An 18203-nucleotide genomic window follows, 5' to 3' on the forward strand; every position below is an offset into this window, starting at 1 on the left:
TTTTCCGCGCCCCGACAACCTTACCAACCGGTCGGCGGGCCGCGCATCTTACAGCAATGTTTCAGACCGTCAACACCTGTCTAAACCGCCGCTTCTGCGCGCCCCCGCCGTTCGATGCATCCGCTCAGCGGGGCCGCGCATTATGCATACATGAATACGCATTGGGAAGAGGATCACGAAAAGAATTCGCGGCGCTCGCATTGACGCGCGCCAGCCGCTTCGATGATGTTCGTACGCAGTCTCCACCCCCAGGGATAAGCGCCATGTCGAGCTTACGTATAGCGATCGTTTGCCTGGGCCTGAGCGCGGCAGGCTGCGCATCCGATGCCGGCGAGACCTGGGTGGAACTGGCCGGCCGCCGCTATACCGTGGAAGTGGCCGCCGACGATGCTTCCAGGGCGCGCGGGCTGATGTTCCGCGACGAGATGGCCGCCGACCGCGGCATGGTGTTCGTACACGAAGCCGAACAGCCGCTGGCCTACTGGATGAAGAACACCCGGATCCCGCTCGACATCCTCTATTTCGATGCCCGCGGGCGGCTGGTCTCGCAGCGCCGCGAGGTGCCGCCCTGCTCGGGCGGCGACGGCTGCCCGCCCTATCCCAGCGATGCGCCGGCGAAATACGTGCTCGAACTGAATGCCGGCCAGGCGGCGCAGCTGAACCTGCGCGACGGCGCCGCGCTGAAGTTCGGGCCGGGTATCGAATAAGGCCGGGCGGCGCGGTCGCGCCTGGCGAGGCAGGCCCCGCGACGCGGAAGCGCGGTGGGCTTAAGGGAGCCCGGGCGCATTCGGCCCGGCGGCACCCTCGTTCAGGCGCCGAGCCAGCGCCGGCCGGTCATCGGCGGGACAGGCCCGCCACAGCGCCGACTCAGACTTCCATCATCTCGAAGTCGTCCTTGGTCACCCCGCAATCCGGGCAGGTCCAGGTGTCCGGTACGTCGGCCCAACGCGTTCCCGGGGCCAGGCCCTCTTCCGGCAGCCCCTGGGCTTCGTCGTAAATGAAGCCGCACACGACGCACATCCAGGTGCGGTAGGCGGTGGTCGCGGCGATCTCGGACATGGGCGGATAATGCGGGGACTGCGGGACACGCATTGTCACACCCCGCTCTCCCCGACGGAAGCCGAAGCATGAACTCTCCTTGGCCGCCCCGCGGCCTGTACGCGATCACGCCCGACGAGGCCGACACCGCTCGCCTGTCGGCCCGGGTCGAGACGGTATTGGCGGCCGGCGCCCAATGGCTGCAGTACCGCAATAAATCGGCCGATGCCGCGCTGCGCCGGCGACAGGCCCAGGCCCTGCTGACGGTGTGCCGGCGCCATCGGGTGCCGCTGATCGTCAACGACGACTGGCGCCTGGCCGCGGAGCTCGGCGCCGACGGCGCGCACCTGGGCGAAGACGACGGCGAACTCGATGCGGCGCGCAAGGCGCTCGGCGCCGGGACGATCGTCGGCGCGTCGTGTTACGACCGGATCGAACTCGCCCGCAGCGCCGCGGCCCACGGCGCCAGCTATGTCGCTTTCGGCGCATTTTTCCCTTCGCCGACCAAGCCGCAGGCGCGGAAAGCCTCGCCGCAGCTATTGGCCCAGGCTGCGGCGCTGGAGCTGCCACGGGTGGCGATCGGCGGCATCACCCCGGACAATGCGCGTTCGCTCGTCGATGCCGGCGCCGATCTGCTGGCGGTCATCAGCGGCGTATTCGACGCGCCCGATCCGGCCGCCGCGGTGCGCGCCTACCTTTCCTGTTTCGAAGAAGCCCCCCATGAATAACACCCGCTCCCACGAGCTGTTCACCCGCGCGTCCGCACTGCTGCCCGGCGGCGTCAATTCGCCGGTACGCGCCTTCAAGTCGGTCGGCGGCGAACCGTTCTTCGCCGAACGCGCGCAAGGCGCCCATCTGTACGACGTCGACGGCAACCGCTACATCGACTACGTCGGCTCCTGGGGCCCGATGATCGCCGGCCACGCGCACCCGCAAGTGCTGGCCGCGGTCGCCGAGACCATGCGCCACGGCCTCAGCTTCGGCGTGCCGAACGCGCTCGAGGTGACGATGGCCGAGGCGATCACCCGCATCGTGCCGAGCTGCGAGATGGTGCGCATGGTCAACTCGGGCACCGAGGCGACGTTGTCGGCGATCCGCGTGGCGCGCGGCGCGACCGGCCGCAGCCGCATCGTCAAGTTCGAAGGCTGCTACCACGGCCACGGCGACAGCTTCCTGGTCAAGGCCGGCAGCGGCGCGCTGACCCTGGGCCTGCCGAATTCGCCGGGCGTGCCGTCGGCGCTGGCCGATTTGACCCTGACCCTGCCCTATAACGATTTCGATGCCGCGACCGCTCTGTTCGATGAGGTGGGCGGCGACATCGCCGGCCTGATCATCGAGCCGATCGTCGGCAACGCAAACTGCATCCTGCCGCGCGACGGGTATCTGCAGCACCTGCGCGAACTGTGCACCCGGCACGGCGCGCTGCTGATCTTCGACGAAGTCATGACCGGTTTCCGCGTCGCGCTCGGCGGCGCGCAGCAGCGCTACGGCATCGCTCCGGACCTGAGCACCTTCGGCAAGATCATCGGCGGCGGCATGCCGGTCGGCGCCTACGGCGGTCGCCGCGAGCTGATGAGCCAGGTCGCGCCGAGCGGCCCGATTTATCAGGCCGGCACGCTCAGCGGCAATCCGGTCGCGATGGCCGCGGGCCTGGCGACCCTGGAACTGATCCAGGCGCCGGGCTTCCACGACGCGCTGGAACGCAGCACTCACCAGCTGTGCGATGGGTTGGAGGACGCGGCGAAGGCCGCCGGCGTCGCCTTCCACACCACCCGCGCACCCGGCATGTTCGGGCTGTATTTCCGCGAAGGCCCGGTGCAGAGCTTCGCCGATGCGCTGGGCTCGGACACTCAGCGCTTCAATCGTTTCTTCCACGGCATGCTCGAACGCGGCGTGTACCTGGCGCCGTCGGCGTTCGAGGCCGGCTTCGTGTCGAGCGCGCACGGCGAGGCGGAAATCGCCGAGACCATCGAGGCGGCGCGGGCGACTTTCGCTACGTTGTAGGCGTTTGACCGCAGAGCAGAAGCAACCGCAAATGCCCTGCCCCGTTTTTCAAAGGGAGCAGCATGAGGAAGCGGGCCTGCCAATGGCCTCGACCTCGTTTCTGCAGTCGCATAGACAACAAAGGGCCGGCGATCGCCGGCCCTTTGCTTTTGATGACGATCAGAAAGTGAACGTGGCGCTGAGGCCGATGGTACGGCGGGCGCCGAACCAGCAGTCGCCGCGGCCCATGCAGATGCTGAAATAACGCTTGTCGGTGAGGTTGTTGACGTTGAGCGCCCAGCGCCAGGCGCCGGTGTCGAACGAGACCATCGCGTCGGCGAGAGTGACCGAGGGCGTGGTCGGCGCGGGCAGGCTGTCGAAGGCGCTCATGTAGCGCAGGCCCAGCCCGGCGGCGAAACCGTCGCGTCCGCCGATGCTGAAGCGCTGCTTGCCCCATACCGCGGCCTGGTGGCGCGGCGTCGCTTCGAGCTGCTTGTCGTTGTCGAGATAGTTGTAGTGCGCGGTGATGTCGAAGCTGGAGGTCACCTGGCCGGTGAGTTCGAGCTCCAGGCCGCTGACCTTGGTCTCGCCGGCCTGCACGTTGGTGTTCGGGTGGTCCGGGTCGGCGACCAGGCGGTTTTCCTCGCGCAGTTCGTAGGCCGCGGCGGTGAAGCTCAAGTCGCGGCCGGCCGGTTCGAACTTGAGGCCGGCTTCGATCTGCTCGCCCTTCTTCGGCTTGTAGCGAGCGCCGGTGATGGCGTGGCTGCCCGCCACCGGGGTGAAGGACTCGCTATAGCTCACGTACGGCGACCAGCCGGCCCAATCGTGGAACATGACGCCCAGGCGCTTGGTGGTGGCGCTGGACTCCTCGGTGCCGGCGCCGGCCAGGCCGTTCTTGGCCCGATCGTGACGCAGGCCGGCGACCACGATCCAGTGATCGCCGATACGCATCTGATCCTGCAGGTACGCGCCCACCTGGCGCTGGCTGCTCTTGACCGCCGGGCCGAACGGCGGCGGCGTGTGCGGCAGGTAGACCGGATCGTAGATGTCGATCGCCGGCATGGTGCCGCCACGGTCTACCGCGCTCTCGAACAGTTGCCGCTCTTCCTGCTTGAAACGCGCCGCGTCCAGGCCCAGCAGCATCTGGTGCTCGATCGCGCCGGTCTTGAAGCGTCCCTCGACGTGCTGATCGATGTTCTGCATCCGCACCTCGGTATCGGCGAACCAGCCTTCGCGCCGGATCACGCGTTGCTGCGCGTCGACGAAGGGGTTCAACGGATCGGTGAAGGGATCGCCATAGGCGCTGGCATAGTCGACCTTGTTGCGCGCCGCGCGGAACGATTGGCGGATGCTCCAGTTGTCGTTGAAGCGATGCTCGAACAACCAGCCGGCCGAGGTGCGGTCGGTGTCGTAATGATCGCCCGGATTGCCGGCGAAGCGATCGATCGGAATGCGCCCGTTCGGATTGGGCGCCAGCAGGCCGCTCCAGCCGAGGAACTGCGCGGTCGAGCCGCCGCGATCCTGCTGCCAGCGCAATTGCAGGGTCAGCGAGGTGTCTTCGCTCGGCTTCCAGGTCAGCGAGGGCGCGATCAGGCGGCGGCCGTCGTCGACCTGGTCGACCTGGGTTTCGCTGTCGCGGTAAACCCCGACGATGCGGTACAGCCAGGTGCCGTCGGCGGTCAGCGGCCCGGTGAAATCGGCATTGAGCTGGCGGCGGTCGAAGCTGCCGAGCTGCACCCCGACCTCGCGCAAGGTTTGCGCCTGCGGACGTTTGCTGACCAGGTTGACCAAACCGGCGGTGCTGCCCTGACCGAACAGCATCGAGGACGGGCCACGCAGCACTTCGATGCGCTCGAGCATGTAGGGGTCGGTGCGCGCGGTGCTGGTGTAGTAGTTGAACGAACTGCGCAGGCCGTCGAGGTACTCCTGCGGCGCGCTGCCGCGGATCAGCACCGAGTCGGTGCGCGAGTCCAGGCCGTAGGCGTCCGAGCGCACGCCGGCGGCGTAGTTGAGCGCGTCCTGCACGTTCGCCGCGCCCTGGTCGGTCATGCGCTCGCCGGTGACCACGGTGATCGCCTGCGGGGTCTCGGAGATCGGCGTATCGGTCTTGGTCGCGGTGCTGGCGTTGTCGGCCTTGTAACCGACGGAGGCGCCCTGGACGACGATGTGGTCGAGGGTCTTGGCCTGGTCGGCCGCGGCATCGGGACTGTCGGCCAGGACCGGGAAACTGAGGCAACAACCAATGGCCAGGGCGAGCGGCGCCGGGACGGGACGGCTGCGGGACATGCGGGGACTCCGGGATCTAAAGCAAACGAGAATTATTATCGTTTAGAAAAGAACCGTAAAGACCCACCTCGGGCCGGAGCGTCCGCGAGGGCGGTGTGGGCCGTTCCGCCGGCGCGATTTCGCTGCTTAATCGTCAGAGATGGCGGGCGATGCGCGCGGCCAGCCGGTCCAGCACGCAGCGATCGGCGGGTGCCGGCAAACCGTCGCGATACAGGCGCAGGACGCCGTCGTGCGGGCGACGCGGCTGCACGTGCAGATGCACGTGCGCGACCTCCTGGCCGCCGGCCTCGCCGTTGGATTGCCACAGATTGAGCCCGGCCGGCCGTTGCTCGGCAGCCAACGCCTTGGCGATGCGCACCGCGATCGCCATCAGATGGCCTGCGGCGGCCTCGTCGAGGGCGTAGATGTCCTCGATGTGCTCGCGCGGCACGACCAGGACGTGGCCTTCGACCGCTTGGCGCAGGTCCATGAAGGCCACTGCGACCTCATCCTCGTAGACCCGGCTCGCAGGCGCGCGGCCGGCGAGGATGGCGCAGAAGATGCAGTCGCTCATCGCGCATTAAAACCGGTGTTCGGGTCAGCGCTCGAGGAACTGCAGCAGGGCCGCGCGCAAGCGGGCGAGCCCGTCGGCGATGTCCCGATCGCCGATGTTCAAGGCGGGCACGAAGCGCAGCACGTCCGGCCCCGCCTGCAGCACCAGCAGGCCGTGTTCGATGCAGCGGTCGAGGATCTCGCCGGCCTTGCCGGCGTATTCGGGGCGCAGCTGCGCGCCGATCATCAGGCCGCGCCCGCGGATCTGCGAGAACAGGCCGAGTTCGCCATCGAGCGCGGCGAGCCCGGCACGGATCGCCTGCGCCTGACGCTCGACGTTGGCCATCAGCTCGGGCGAATTCAACTCGCGCAGCGCCGCGCCCGCGACCGCCGCGGCCAGCGGATTGCCGCCGAAGGTGGTGCCGTGGGCGCCGAACTGCATCGACTGCGCGGCCTTCGGGCCGACCAGCATGGCGCCGATCGGGAAGCCGCTGCCGAGCGCCTTGGCCAGGGTCACCACATCCGGCACGACCCCGTAGCCGTGGCAGGCAAACAGGCGTCCGCTGCGGCCCATGCCGCACTGGATCTCGTCGAGGATCAACAAGGCGTCGTGGCGATCGCACAGATCGCGCAAGCCGCCGAGGAACTCGGCGGTGGCCGGAGTGACTCCGCCCTCGCCCTGGACCGGCTCGACCAGCACCGCGCAGACATCGCCCGCGGCCATCGCCGCCTCGGCCGCGGCCAGGTCGTTGAAATCGCTGTAGCGAAAGCCCGGCGGCAGCGGCTCGAAACCCTCGTGGTATTTCGGCTGCGCGGTCGCGGTGACCGCCGCCAGAGTGCGGCCGTGGAAGCTGCCGCGGAAACTCAGGATCACCCGGCGCTCGGGCTCGCGGCCTTGCGCGGTAGCCCATTTGCGCGCCAGCTTGATCGCCGCCTCGTTGGCTTCGGCGCCGGAATTGCACAGGAATACGCGCTCGGCGAAACCGGCCGCGGACACGAGTTGCTCGGCCAGGCGCAAAGGCGGCTCGCTGATGAATACGTTGCTGGTATGCCAGAGCTTGCCGGCCTGTTCGGTCAGCGCCTGGACCAGCGCCGGATGCGCGTGGCCGAGCGCGTTGACTGCGATGCCGGCGCCGAAGTCCACGTACTCGCGGCCCTCGAGGTCCCAGACTCGCGAGCCCTTGCCGTGTTCGAGCACGATCCGGCGCGGACGGTAGACGGGCAGGTAATAGCGCTCGGAAAGGGCGTAGAGCGAGGCGGTGTCCATGCGGGCGGCGGTCGCGATCGAAGGAAGAAGACCGCCATTGTCGCGCATCGTGCCGGCGGGCGCAGCGGCGCGCCGCTGCGCTTTCGCCGGTTTCGCTCTCGCCGCCCTCGCGCCGGCCGGGCCGGGCCGCCGCTGCTGGGCCGCAGCGAGACGGCGCGCTCACCGGCCGCGCGCCGGCCGGGCCAGGCCGCCGCTGCCGGGTCGGAGCGAGCCGGCGACCGTCGTCGCCGATCGCGCAACACGACACGCCCGCGGCACTTCCCTCGCGCGCGGTTCGCTACCAACCTGAGCGACGCGCCGGCGCCGCGATGGCGCCTCGCCGGACTTTCCATGCACTTCATCGATGAGGGATACGTCATGAGTTCACGCCGTAGCCGCACTGTTCGCCTGCTTCCCGCCGTGCTGGCCTTGGTCCTGGCCCAGGCCGGCGCCGCGCCGCCGAAGATCGCGATCACCGAGACCGCCGCCTTCGACGCCGCCTCGGTGCCCGCCTTCACCGGCGACTACGCCGACGTGTATGCGCACCTGGAGAAACAGCGTGCGGCCGACCTCGCCCAGTTGCAGCGCTGGGTCAGGCAGCCTTCGATCAGCGCCCAGGACAAGGGCATCGAGGCGATGGCCGAACTGCTGCGCGGCGATCTGCAGGCGCTCGGTTTCCGCGATACCGCCCTGGTGCCGACCTCCGGCCATCCCGGCGTCTACGGTTATTACGACGCCGGCGCCGAGCACACGCTGGTGGTCTACATGATGTACGACGTGCAACCGATCGAGCCCACCGGCTGGAAGGTCGACGCCTTCGACGGCGCGCTCGTCGACGACCCGCAGCTCGGCAAGGTGCTGATGGCGCGCGGGGCGACCAACCAGAAGGGCCCGCAGCGCGCCTTCCTCAACGCACTCGACGCGGTGATCCGGGTGCGCGGCAAACCGCCGGTCAACCTGATCGTGCTGGCCGAAGGCGAGGAAGAACTCGGCTCGCCGCACTACCCGGAAGTCGTCGCCAAGTACGAGGCGCAGCTGCGCAAGGCCGACGGCGTGTTCTTCCCCATGAACACCCAGGATCGCGACGGCGAAGCCTCGATGTTTCTGGGCGTCAAAGGCATCCTGTATCTAGAGCTGGAAGCCAAGGGCAACCCCAAGACCGGCGGCCCGCAGAAGAGCGAAGTGCACGGCTCGCTCGCGGCCAAGCTCGACTCGCCGAGCTGGCGCCTGGTGCAGGCGCTGGCCACTCTGACCACGCCCGATGGCGAGATCGCCGTACCCGGCTATCGCGACGCGATCCGCCCGCCCAACGTCGAAGAGCAGCGTCTGTTCAACGGCCTGGTGGCCAAGCGCGGCAACGACACCCAGAAGCAGCTCGACGCCTTCGCCGCGGCGCGCTGGAAGAACGGCCGCAGCGACCGCGATGCGAGCGCCGCGGAACTGTTCGACACCACCCTCAACATCGACGGCCTGGTCGCGGGCTACACCGGCGAAGGAGTCAAGACCATCCTGCCGCACCGCGCCGTGGCCAAGGTCGACTCGCGCCTGGTGCCTAACCAGACCCCCGACGAGGCCGTCGCCCTGATCCGCAAACAACTCGACGCCGAGGGCTTCGACGACATCGAAATCCGCAAGCTGTCGGGCTACCCGCCGGCGCAGACCTCGGTCGACGCGCCGCTGACCCGCGCCGCGATCGGCGCCTACCGCAAACACGGCTTCACCCCGCCGGTCGCCCCGCGCATAGGCGGCAGCGCCCCTTATTACGTCTTCACCCAGACCCTGGGCCTGCCGATGATCGCCGGCGGCCTTGGCCACGGCAGCGGCGCCCATGCCCCGAACGAATACATGGTGATCGACCCCCCGAAAGGCTCGAAGATCGCCGGCCTCGTACAGGCCGAACGATTCTATGTCGACCTGTTGTACTCGTTGGCGGAGGCGTTGAAGCAACCGAAGTGATGATTGCGACGGCTTCGGACGGGAGCCTGATGCTGCGATGGCCGGCTGTTGCCGTTGTTGCCGTTGCCGTTGCCGTTGCCGTTGCCGTTGCCGTTGCCGTTGCCGTTGCCGTTGCCGTAAAGATTCTGCCGTTGCAGTGCGCAGCCTCGCACTAGCGAAGGCCATAGAAGACCCGGAGGGCGGCCCGCAGGGATGCGGGCCGTTTTTCATCGGGATAGGGAGGTCCCGTATGAAAAATCACCGCGTATGCATCGAACGCGCGGGCCTGTGATTCAAAACAAAACATTTTTCTTTGGTTACCTTTCTTTTGTTGCTTTAGACAAAAGAAAGTAACCCGCCGCTTCAGTGGCGGAAGCTTTGGGTTTGATCTTGATCGTGATCTTGGTCTAGATGTTGATCTAGATATAGATCCTGATCTTTCTCGATCCATGCGCCGCGAGGCCGCCAGACGATGTCGAGGCTTGCGCCGCTCCTACCCCGCGAAGATTATCCCTTCGATCGATCACGAAGGCATTGCCGCCTCTACACGTCCCGTGGTCGCGGCTTGCGCCGCTCCTACACTGGCGAAGGCGGCCGCTTCGACGAACGGCGGCGGCCTCGTTACTACTACGCGTCCCGCGGTCGCGACTTACGTCGCTCCTACAAGGGCTCGGCGAGTAACGACGCGAACATGAGGCGGCGCGGTCGCGGCTTGCGCCGCACCCCCTGAGAGCCCGCCCGCTGTCGTTCAATCGAGAAACAAATCCGGCAACGGTTGCTTGCTCGCGTCCACCGCATAGCCGCTGAAATCGGTCACGCCGGCTTCGCCGAGCACTTCCTCGTCGATCAGGAAGCGACCGTAGAAACCCTGCGCCGGGCGCACCAGCACCGCGTGCACGGCGTCGGCGACGATGCTCGGCTTGCGGCAGCGGTCCATCGGGACGCCGGGGATCAGGTTCAGGGCGTCGGTGGCGATGATCGTCCTCGGCCACAGCGCGTTGACGGCGATGCCCTGCGGGCCGAATTCGCCGGCCAGGCCCAGGGTGACGAAGCTCATGCCCATCTTGGCCAGGGTGTAGCCGGTATGCGGCGCCCACCACTTCACGTCCAGGCTCGGCGGCGGCGCCAGGGTCAGGATGTGCGGGTTCGCCGCCTGCTGCAGGTAAGGCAGGCAGGCCTGCGCGCACAGGAAGCTGCCGCGCGAATTGACCTGCTGCATCAGGTCGAAGCGCTTCATCGGGGTGTCGAGCGTGCCGCGCAGCCAGATCGCGCTGGCGTTGTTGATCAGGATGTCGATGCCGCCGAACGTGTCGACGACCGCGGCCACCGAGGCGTTGACCTCGTCTTCCTCGCGAATATCGCATTTGAGCGCCAGCGCGCGGCCGCCGGCCGCCTCGACTTCGGCGGCGACGCTGTGGATCGTGCCCGGCAGCTTGGGATTGGCGACCGAGGACTTGGCGGCGATGGCGATGTTGGCGCCGTCGCGCGCGGCGCGCAGCGCGATCTCGCGACCGATGCCGCGCGAGGCGCCGGTGATGAAGATGGTCTTGCCGGAGAGTGTGGACATGGCGGGATTCGAAAGGCGGGTGTCGGTCGCCATCCTAATCCGATTCGCGCCGCGCGAATCCGGACCGCAGGCTCGAACACGACGCTGCGAGTCCGACGCCTCCCGAATCGCGGTGAATCGAATCCTCGGCAGGCGACGGACCATACCAACGCGATACGTACCGCACGTTGGCGACTCACTCGCCGCGTTACCGCCTCGACGAATCCCGGCTTCCGAACCGCAGCTCCATACCAACGCGATCCACATCGCCTGCCATCGAAGCCTCAATCGCCGAGTCACCGCTCCGGCGAGTCCCGAGTCCCGAGTCCCGAGTCCCGAAACCCGAAACCCGAAACCCGAGCAGCCCTCAAGGCTTCGGCCCCTGCCCCTCGTTGTCCTCCCAGTGCAGGATGCGCCGGGTGACGAAACGGTAGACCGGCTTGCCGGTCGCGAACCACAGCTCGCGCAGCCAGGAATGGCGCTTGAGCACGCGCCGTTCGACCGGGGTCAGCGCCCGCGGGCAATAGGTGCGCTTGTGCTTTAGCAGATGGCGCAAGTCCTCGCGCGCCAGCAGGCGCATCCAGCGCGAGCGTGGGTCGCCTCGGGTGGCGAGCTGGAAATCGATGATCGCCGGACGGCCGTCGACGAGCACCAGCCAGTTGGCTTCCTTGGCCAGGTCGTTATGGGCCAGGCCGCGCCGATGCAGCCGCTGCAGCAGGCGCCGGGCCTGGCGGAAATAAACCAGGTCGCCGTGCGGCGGGCGCTGGTACATCGCGGCGCCGTCGAGGTAGCTGCGGTCGAGCCGGCGCCCGTCCCAGCGCAGCAACTGCGGGGTGGAGTCGAGCCCGTCGACGCGTTGCAACGCGCGCGCCTCGCGCCGCGCCAGCCACCAGGCCGGCAGGCGCAGCCACCACGGCACGTGGCCCAGGTCGCGGCGCACGAACAGCCCGGCGCGATCGCGCATCAGGGCGATACGGCCGAAGCTGTCGGCCTTGAGTGCGGCGACTTCGATGACATCGGAGGACATGCCGCCAGTGTAGCGGGGACTCGGGACTCGGGACTCGGGACTCGGGACAGGCAAATGCATCGGCCCGGGCCAGGCAAGCGTTTGTGCGACTCTCGATTTCCCCGCCCCCTTGCCGCCCTCAAGGCAGTGCCGTTGGTCACGGCCTGCCGTCAAGCGCGGGCAGTCATCCGCGCAACAGACATCGCTGCCTATAATCGGCCGATGGAACCTGCCTGGCTAGAAAGCGCGACCGCATGGATCGCGGCCAATCCGATCGCCGCAGGCATCGTGATCTTCCTGATCGCGTTCTGCGATGCCCTGGTCATCGTCGGCATCGTGGTGCCGGCCCTGCCTCTGTTGTTCGCGGTCGGCACCCTGGTCGGCCTCGGCCACATCAGCGGTCCGTATGCGCTGGTCTGCTCGACCCTCGGCGCCTTCGCCGGCGACGGTCTGAGCTACTGGGTCGGCTATCGCTGGGGGCCGCAGTTGCGCCAGCGCTGGCCGTTCTCGCGCTATCCGCAATGGCTGGACCGCGGCGAGAACCTGTTCCGCCGCCACGGCAGCAAGAGCATCGTGATCGCGCGCTTCGTCGGCGCGGTACGGCCGTTCGTCCCGGCGATCGCCGGCATGTTGAAGATGCCGATGAAGCGCTACGCGATCCCGAGCTTTCTCGCCTGTCTGGTGTGGTCGGCGCTGTTCCTCGCGCCGGGCTGGGTGCTCGGCGCCTCCTACGACGCGGTCGCCGCGGTCGCCGACCGCCTCGCGATCGTGCTCGGCGCCTTGCTGGCCGCGGTCGCCCTGGTCTGGGCCACGGTGCTCTACACCTGGCGCTGGTTCGCCACGCACGCCAACAATCTGCTCGCGCGCGCCTTGCGCTGGACCCGCGCGCATCCGCGCCTGGGCCGCTACGCCGCGGCCCTGATCGACCCGAACCGCCCTGAATCGGCCTCGCTGGTGATGCTGGCGGTCTGCCTGCTCGGGATCAGCTGGATCTGGTTCACCCTGCTCGCCACCCTGCTCGCGAGCGGCGGGCCGCTGGCGATCGACCACAGCGTCCACGAGTTCATGTGGACCCTGCGCAATCCGCTCGCCGACCGCTTGATGGCGGGGCTGGCGAGCCTGGGCGATGCCGCCGTGCTCGGCCCGGCCTCGCTCGCGGTGCTGGTCTACCTGGCCTGGCGCCGGCGCTGGATGGCAGCGGCGCACTGGGTCGGCGCGATCGTGTTCGGCCTCGCCCTGACCTCGTTGCTGGAAGCGGCGATCGACATGCCCCGCCCGCCGACCGCGCCGGCCGGTTTCGGCTTCCCGTCGGTCGCGGTAACGATGACCACGATCGTGTTCGGTTTCTTCGCCGTGCTGATCGCACGCGAGCTGCCGGGCCGGCAGCGGGTCTGGCCGTACCTGCTGGCCGGCGTGGTCACCACCCTGGTCGGCTTCGCCCGCCTGTACCTGGGCGCGCACTGGCCCAGCGACCTGGTCGGCGGCACCTTGTTCGGCATCGTCTGGCTGCTGGTGCTCGGCATCGCCTACCGCCGCCACGTCGCGCGTTCGTTCTGGATGCGGCCGCTGGCCTGGCTGTTCTATACCGTGTTCGTCGCCGCCGCGCTGTGGCATGCGCCGCGCTCGGCCGACGCCTTGCTGGCCAAGTTCGCCGCCGCCACGCCGACCACCGTGCTCGACGCCGGGCCGTGGTGGAGCAGCGATTGGGCGACCTTGCCGGCGCAGCGCAACGAGAGCGACGTGCGCCAGCGCTGGCCGCTCGACATCCAGATCGCCGGCCCCTTGCCGCCGCTGCGCGCGAGCCTGGAGGCCAACGGCTGGCGGGTGCAGGAGCAAGCCGACTGGCTGGCGACCATCGCCCTGCTCGACGACGACGCGCCGGCGCGCGAGCAGATCGTGCTGCCGGCCACGCTCGATGCGCAGGCCGAGGCGCTGCTGATGCTGCGCGACGGGCCCGGCCCGAACGTGCAGTACGCGTTGCGCCTGTGGCCGGCCCCGGCGGTGCTCTCCGACGGCACCCCGCTGTGGGTCGGCACCACCCAGACCCTGCGCTTGAACAAGCCTTTCAACGCCGCGGCGCTGTGGCTGCCGCAGTCCGACGACGGCCGCGCCCACGCCGAGGTGCGCAAGGCATTGACCGGCTTCACCATGATCGAACAGGCGCATCCGAAGAACGGCACCCGGGTGCTGCGTCTGCAATCGCGGTACCGCGTGCCGGGCACCGAACCGGCGCCATGAGTTCGCCAGGGTCGACGCCCGCTTGCGCGGCGCCGATCAGGCCCGCAGGCGCGGGCTCAGGGCAAGACCGTCAGCAAGTGATCCAGGCGCTGGTGCGGCCCGTCCATCTGCAGCAGCGCCTGCCGTTGCGTCAACGACAGCGGTAGCAGCTCGGTCAGGCGCCAGCCGACCCAGGCCGCGTCGTCCATGCGCGAATGCGGCGCCTTGGCGTGCTCGCCGCCGATCTGTTCGAGCAGGTGCTCGAGCAGGGTGACCAGCAGCGAATGCTCGGGCCGCACCACCTCGCTCGGGTCCGGTGCGCACCACGCCACCTCGGCGACCTGCAGGCCGTTGTCGCGCACCCGCACGCGCTCGGCGTGGAAGCGGCGCGTGCCGCGCACCCGCAAGGTCAACAGGCCGTCGTCGCCGGTGCCGAAATCCTCGATCACCGCCTCGGTACCGTAGGCCGCCGCCGCGGCCGGTGCGCCGGCCTCCTGGCCATCGATGATCAGGCAGACCCCGAAACCGCGCCCCTGGCGGCCGCAATCGCGCACGAGGTCTAGATACCGCCGTTCGAACACCCGCAAACCGAGCGCCGCACCGGGCACCAGCACGGTATGCAGCGGGAACAATCCCAGCGATTCGGGGGCGGCGATGTCTTCGGACATGGCCGCAGTGTAGCCAAGAATGGTGGCGGCCACGATATGGGTCGGGCGGCGGGCGGGTTTGTGGCGGGCGGTGGCGCGCGGCAATGGCCTCGGTTGCTTTGTTATTGCGCAAGCGACGCGGTGCGGCGATCCATCCCTTGTAGGAACGAGGTGAGTCGCGACAAGGGACGTGCAGAAATGACGGGGCCGTCGCCGGTCTAGGAAGCGGCGTCTCTTTCGCAGGGTAGGAGCGGCGCAAGCCGCGACATCGCTGCGATGGTCTTGCGGCGCATTCCTCGTGGAAGCATCAATATCAAGTCCGAAGCTTCGTTGCCTTGTTCTTGCGCAAGCAACGCAGTACGGCAAGGCCGGACCTTGTAGGAGCGACGTGAGTCGCGACAAGGGACGCGCAGAAATGACGGGGCCGTCGCCGGTCTTGGAAGCGGCGTCTCTTTCGCAGGGTAGGAGCGGCGCAAGCCGCGACATCGCCGCGATGGTCTTGCGGCGTATTCCTCGTGGAAGCATCAATATCAAGTCCGAAGCTTCGGTTGCTTTGTTCTTGCGCAAGCAACGCGGTACGGCAAGGCCGGCCCTTGTAGGAGCGACGTGAGTCGCGACAAGGGACGTGCAGAAATGACGGGGCCGTCGCCGGTCTTGGAAGCGGCGTTTCTTTCGCAGGGTAGGAGCGGCGCAAGCCGCGACATCGCCGCGACGGTCTTGCGGCGCATTCCTCGTGGAAGCATCAATATCAAGTCCGAAGCTTCGTTGCTTTGTTCTTGCGCAAGCAACGCGGTACGGCAAGGCCGGACCTTGTAGGAGCGACGTGAGTCGCGACAAGGGACGCGCAGAAATGACGGGGCCGTCGCCGGCCTTGGAAGCGGCGTCTCTTTCGCAGGGTAGGAGCGGCGCAAGCCGCGACATCGCCGCGACGGTCTTGCGGCGTATTCCTCGTGGAAGATCAGCATCAAGATCAAGATCAGGATCAAACCCAAAGCTTCCGCCACTAAAGCGGCGGGTTACTTTCTTTTGTCTAAAGCAACAAAAGAAAGGTAACCAAAGAAAAGTGCTTCTTTTTGAATCAAGGGCCCGCGCGTTCGATGCATACGCGGTGATTTTTCATACGGGACATCCCTGTCCCGATGAAAAACGGCCCGCGTCCCTGCGGGCCGCCCTCCGGGTCTTCTATTGCCTTCGCTAGTGCTAGGCGGCGCACGGCAACGGCAACGGCAACGGCAAGGGCAAGGGCAAGGGCAACGGCAAGGGCAACGGCAACGGCAACGGCAACAATGACAGGCGCACGCGCAGCCGCAATCGCGCCGGCGCCGTTGCGGGGAACTGTGCGGTCGCGGCTTGCGTGGCTCTTACCCGTATGGGGCCCAGCCGGTTACGGCGGGGGCCGACGCTGCGCGGTCGCGGCTGGCGCCGCTCCCGCAACGGGATCTGCGACGGCGATGGAAGCTATGCCGTCTACACGTCCCTCAACGCGGCGAAGAACCGGCGCGGCGCGCCGTCGAAACCGCCGTTCGACATGAACACCACGTGGTCTCCGGCGCGCACGCGCTCGCGCAATGCGGCGATCAGGGCGTCGGCGTCGGGTACGGTCACGCCTTCGCCGCGCAGGCCGGCGACGACCTTGCCGGCATCCCAGGCCAGTTCGGGGCGGTGCAGGAAGACCACGATGTCGGCGCCGTCGAGCGAGGGCGCCAGGGCCTCGGAATGCGCGCCCAGGCGCATCGAATTGCTGCGCGGTTCCATCGCCACGACGATGCGCGCGCTGCCGACGCGGGCGCGCAGGCCGGCGAGGGTGGTGGCGATCGCGGTCGGATGGTGGGCGAAGTCGTCGTAGACGGTCACACCGCCGCTTTCGCCGATCACTTCCAGGCGGCGCTTGACGCTGCGGAACGCGGCCAGGGCGGGCAGTACGCCGGCGACATCGACGCCGACCGCATTCGCGGCGGCCAGCGCGGCCAGGGCGTTCATGACGTTGTGGCGGCCGAGCAAGGGCCAGCGCACTTCGCCGACTTCGACGCCGTCGTGGATCACCGCGAAGGCGCTGCCGTCTGCCTCGATCAGGCGCGCGGTCCATTCGAAGGCCGGCTCGGCCGATTCGGAGTGCAGGCCGAAGCGCTCGACCGGGGTCCAGCAGCCCATCGCCAGCACTTCGCTCAAGCGTTCGTCCTCGCCGTTGACGATCAGCCGGCCACGGCGCGGCACGGTGCGCACGAGGTGATGGAACTGGCGCTGGATCGCGGCGACGTCGGGAAAGATGTCGGCGTGGTCGTATTCGAGGTTGTTGAGGATCGCCACCAGCGGCCGGTAGTGGACGAACTTGCTGCGCTTGTCGAAGAAGGCAGTGTCGTACTCGTCGGCTTCGACGACGAACTCGCGGCCGGCGCCGATGCGCGCGGACACGCCGAAATCCTCGGCGACGCCGCCGATCAGAAAACCCGGCTGGCGGCCGGCGGCTTCGAGCAGCCAGGTCAGGATGGTCGTGGTCGTGGTCTTGCCGTGGGTGCCGGCGACGGCCAGCGTGTCGCGGCCCGGCAGCACCTGCTCGCTCAGCCACTGCGCACCGGAAGTGTAGCGGCGGCCGTCGTCGAGGACCTGCTCGACCGCGGCATTGCCGCGCGACAACGCGTTGCCGACCACGATCTCGTCGCAATCGGCGCCGATGTGGTCGGGCTTGTAGCCTTGCTTGAGCGCGATGCCGAGCTGTTCGAGCTGGGTCGACATCGGCGGATAGACCGCCTGGTCGCTGCCTTCGACCTCGTGGCCGAGTTCGCGCGCGAGCGCGGCGACGCCGCCCATGAAAGTGCCGGCGATGCCAAGAATATGGAGCTTCAAGATTCGACGTTCCGAATAAGGCTGCGAAGGTTCAACGAGTCGGCTGCCGCACGGCATCGACGCCCCCTCCCCCGCTGCGGCGACCGAGGGAAGCGCGCAGCCGACAGAGCCAGCGGCAAGCATGTGCGTGAATCGGCGTCCGCAGGGAACGCGGCAGTTGGGCCGCGGCTGATAAAACGTGTGCCCTCGCCCCGCCCCTCTCCCGCAAGCGGGAGGGGGAGAACGACCGGAGCGCGAACGCGGCGCGGCGGGAAAGAGCGCAAGGCCGAAGCGCGAACGCGGTGCGTGAGGGCGAGGGTCAGCCGACCGTCGGCGCCGGTTCCAGCGCTTCGATGATGCGGGTGAACACCACGTCGAGCGAGCCGACGCCGTCGACCACGGTCAGGCGGCCGTGCTGACGGTAGTACTCGATGACCGGCGCGGTCACCTCGTCGTAGACCTTCAGGCGGGTGCGCACCGCTTCCGGGCTGTCGTCGACGCGGCCCTGCTCGGCGGCGCGGCCGGCGATGCGCTCGACCAGCAGTTCGGTCGGCACTTCCAACTGCACCGCGAAGTCCATCGGCTGGCCGATCTTCTTGAGCAGCACGTCGAGCGCATCGGCCTGGGCCAGGTTGCGCGGGTAACCGTCGAGAATGAAACCGCCGGCGGTGTCGGGACGCGAGAAACGGTCCTCGAGCATGCCGAGCAGGATTTCGTCGCTGACCAAGTTGCCGGCGTCCATCACCGCCTTGGCTTCCAGCCCCAGCTTGGAGCCGGCCGCGACTTCGCCGCGCAACAGATCGCCGGTGGAAATATGCGGCACCTGCAAATGCTCCTTTAGCCGCGCAGCCTGCGTGCCCTTGCCGGAACCGGGCGCGCCCAGAAGTACCAATCGCATCAACATCGCTCCTGAAAACTAACGAAATCGTCGCGACCGGCGTTCGC

Annotated in this window: 14 protein-coding genes; 5 read left to right on the top strand and 9 right to left on the bottom strand. The window is 68.2% G+C overall.

The genetic code is table 11. From position 1 onward, the window contains the following. Positions 1-263 precede the first annotated feature (263 nt). Entirely contained in the window at positions 264-707 is a 444-nt protein-coding gene (locus AC6CH2_RS21700; RefSeq protein ID WP_498271033.1) for a DUF192 domain-containing protein, read from the top strand. Positions 708-867: 160 nt separating this feature from the next. Here AC6CH2_RS21700 and AC6CH2_RS21705 read toward each other — a convergent pair whose 3' ends face one another. Further along, complete coding sequence (locus AC6CH2_RS21705) at positions 868-1092, bottom strand: rubredoxin (RefSeq protein ID WP_223621016.1); 225 nt, start codon at positions 1090-1092, stop codon at positions 868-870. Between the two features lie 35 nt (positions 1093-1127). On the opposite strand from AC6CH2_RS21705, the gene thiE reads away from it, so the two are divergent. After that, positions 1128-1766 carry a thiamine phosphate synthase gene (gene thiE / locus AC6CH2_RS21710; protein ID WP_498271034.1) on the top strand — a complete coding sequence of 213 codons (639 nt, stop codon included), beginning with the start codon at positions 1128-1130 and terminating at the stop codon, positions 1764-1766. After that, the gene (gene hemL / locus AC6CH2_RS21715) at positions 1759-3042 is read left to right on the top strand and encodes a glutamate-1-semialdehyde 2,1-aminomutase (protein ID WP_498271035.1); all 1284 of its coding nucleotides are present in this window, start codon (positions 1759-1761) and stop codon (positions 3040-3042) included. The genes thiE and hemL overlap by 8 nt, the downstream gene beginning before the upstream one ends. Positions 3043-3201: 159 nt before the next feature. Here hemL and AC6CH2_RS21720 read toward each other — a convergent pair whose 3' ends face one another. The 3 genes from AC6CH2_RS21720 to AC6CH2_RS21730 all read right to left on the bottom strand — a co-directional run bounded on the left by AC6CH2_RS21720 (position 3202) and on the right by AC6CH2_RS21730 (position 7105). Next, the gene (locus tag AC6CH2_RS21720) at positions 3202-5307 is read right to left on the bottom strand and encodes a TonB-dependent siderophore receptor (RefSeq protein WP_498271036.1); all 2106 of its coding nucleotides are present in this window, start codon (positions 5305-5307) and stop codon (positions 3202-3204) included. A gap of 133 nt (positions 5308-5440) precedes the next feature. Then, positions 5441-5860, bottom strand: coding sequence for an HIT family protein (locus AC6CH2_RS21725; protein ID WP_498271037.1), 420 nt, complete (start codon positions 5858-5860; stop codon positions 5441-5443). A 24-nt stretch (positions 5861-5884) separates the two neighbouring features. Beyond that, the gene (locus AC6CH2_RS21730; protein WP_498271038.1) at positions 5885-7105 is read right to left on the bottom strand and encodes an acetylornithine/succinyldiaminopimelate transaminase; all 1221 of its coding nucleotides are present in this window, start codon (positions 7103-7105) and stop codon (positions 5885-5887) included. A gap of 357 nt (positions 7106-7462) precedes the next feature. On the opposite strand from AC6CH2_RS21730, the gene AC6CH2_RS21735 reads away from it, so the two are divergent. Then, positions 7463-9040, top strand: a complete 1578-nt coding sequence (locus AC6CH2_RS21735; RefSeq protein WP_498271039.1) for a M20/M25/M40 family metallo-hydrolase — start codon at positions 7463-7465, stop codon at positions 9038-9040. Positions 9041-9767: 727 nt separating this feature from the next. Here the strand turns inward: AC6CH2_RS21735 and AC6CH2_RS21740 are convergent. Beyond that, positions 9768-10586, bottom strand: coding sequence for an SDR family oxidoreductase (locus AC6CH2_RS21740; protein ID WP_435394733.1), 819 nt, complete (start codon positions 10584-10586; stop codon positions 9768-9770). Between the two features lie 346 nt (positions 10587-10932). After that, a complete protein-coding gene (locus AC6CH2_RS21745) occupies positions 10933-11592 on the bottom strand; it encodes a protein kinase family protein (protein WP_498271040.1) in 660 nt (219 codons plus the stop codon). 201 nt (positions 11593-11793) lie between these two features. Here AC6CH2_RS21745 and AC6CH2_RS21750 point away from each other — a divergent pair, with 201 nt between their 5' ends. Next, the gene (locus tag AC6CH2_RS21750) at positions 11794-13809 is read left to right on the top strand and encodes a bifunctional DedA family/phosphatase PAP2 family protein (RefSeq protein ID WP_498271041.1); all 2016 of its coding nucleotides are present in this window, start codon (positions 11794-11796) and stop codon (positions 13807-13809) included. Positions 13810-13865: 56 nt separating this feature from the next. On the opposite strand, the gene AC6CH2_RS21755 is transcribed toward AC6CH2_RS21750, so the two are convergent. From AC6CH2_RS21755 to AC6CH2_RS21765, 3 genes are all read right to left on the bottom strand, one after another. After that, positions 13866-14456, bottom strand: a complete 591-nt coding sequence (locus AC6CH2_RS21755) for an LON peptidase substrate-binding domain-containing protein (RefSeq protein ID WP_498271042.1) — start codon at positions 14454-14456, stop codon at positions 13866-13868. A gap of 1446 nt (positions 14457-15902) precedes the next feature. Then, positions 15903-17282 (bottom strand): UDP-N-acetylmuramate:L-alanyl-gamma-D-glutamyl-meso-diaminopimelate ligase, encoded by a 1380-nt coding sequence (gene mpl, locus AC6CH2_RS21760; RefSeq protein WP_498271089.1) that lies wholly within the window; start codon positions 17280-17282, stop codon positions 15903-15905. Positions 17283-17577: 295 nt separating this feature from the next. Further along, on the bottom strand, positions 17578-18156 hold the full coding sequence (locus AC6CH2_RS21765) for an adenylate kinase (RefSeq protein ID WP_498271043.1): 579 nt from the start codon (positions 18154-18156) through the stop codon (positions 17578-17580). Positions 18157-18203: the final 47 nt, after the last annotated feature.

Source organism: Lysobacter sp. GQ73, from assembly GCF_059758755.1.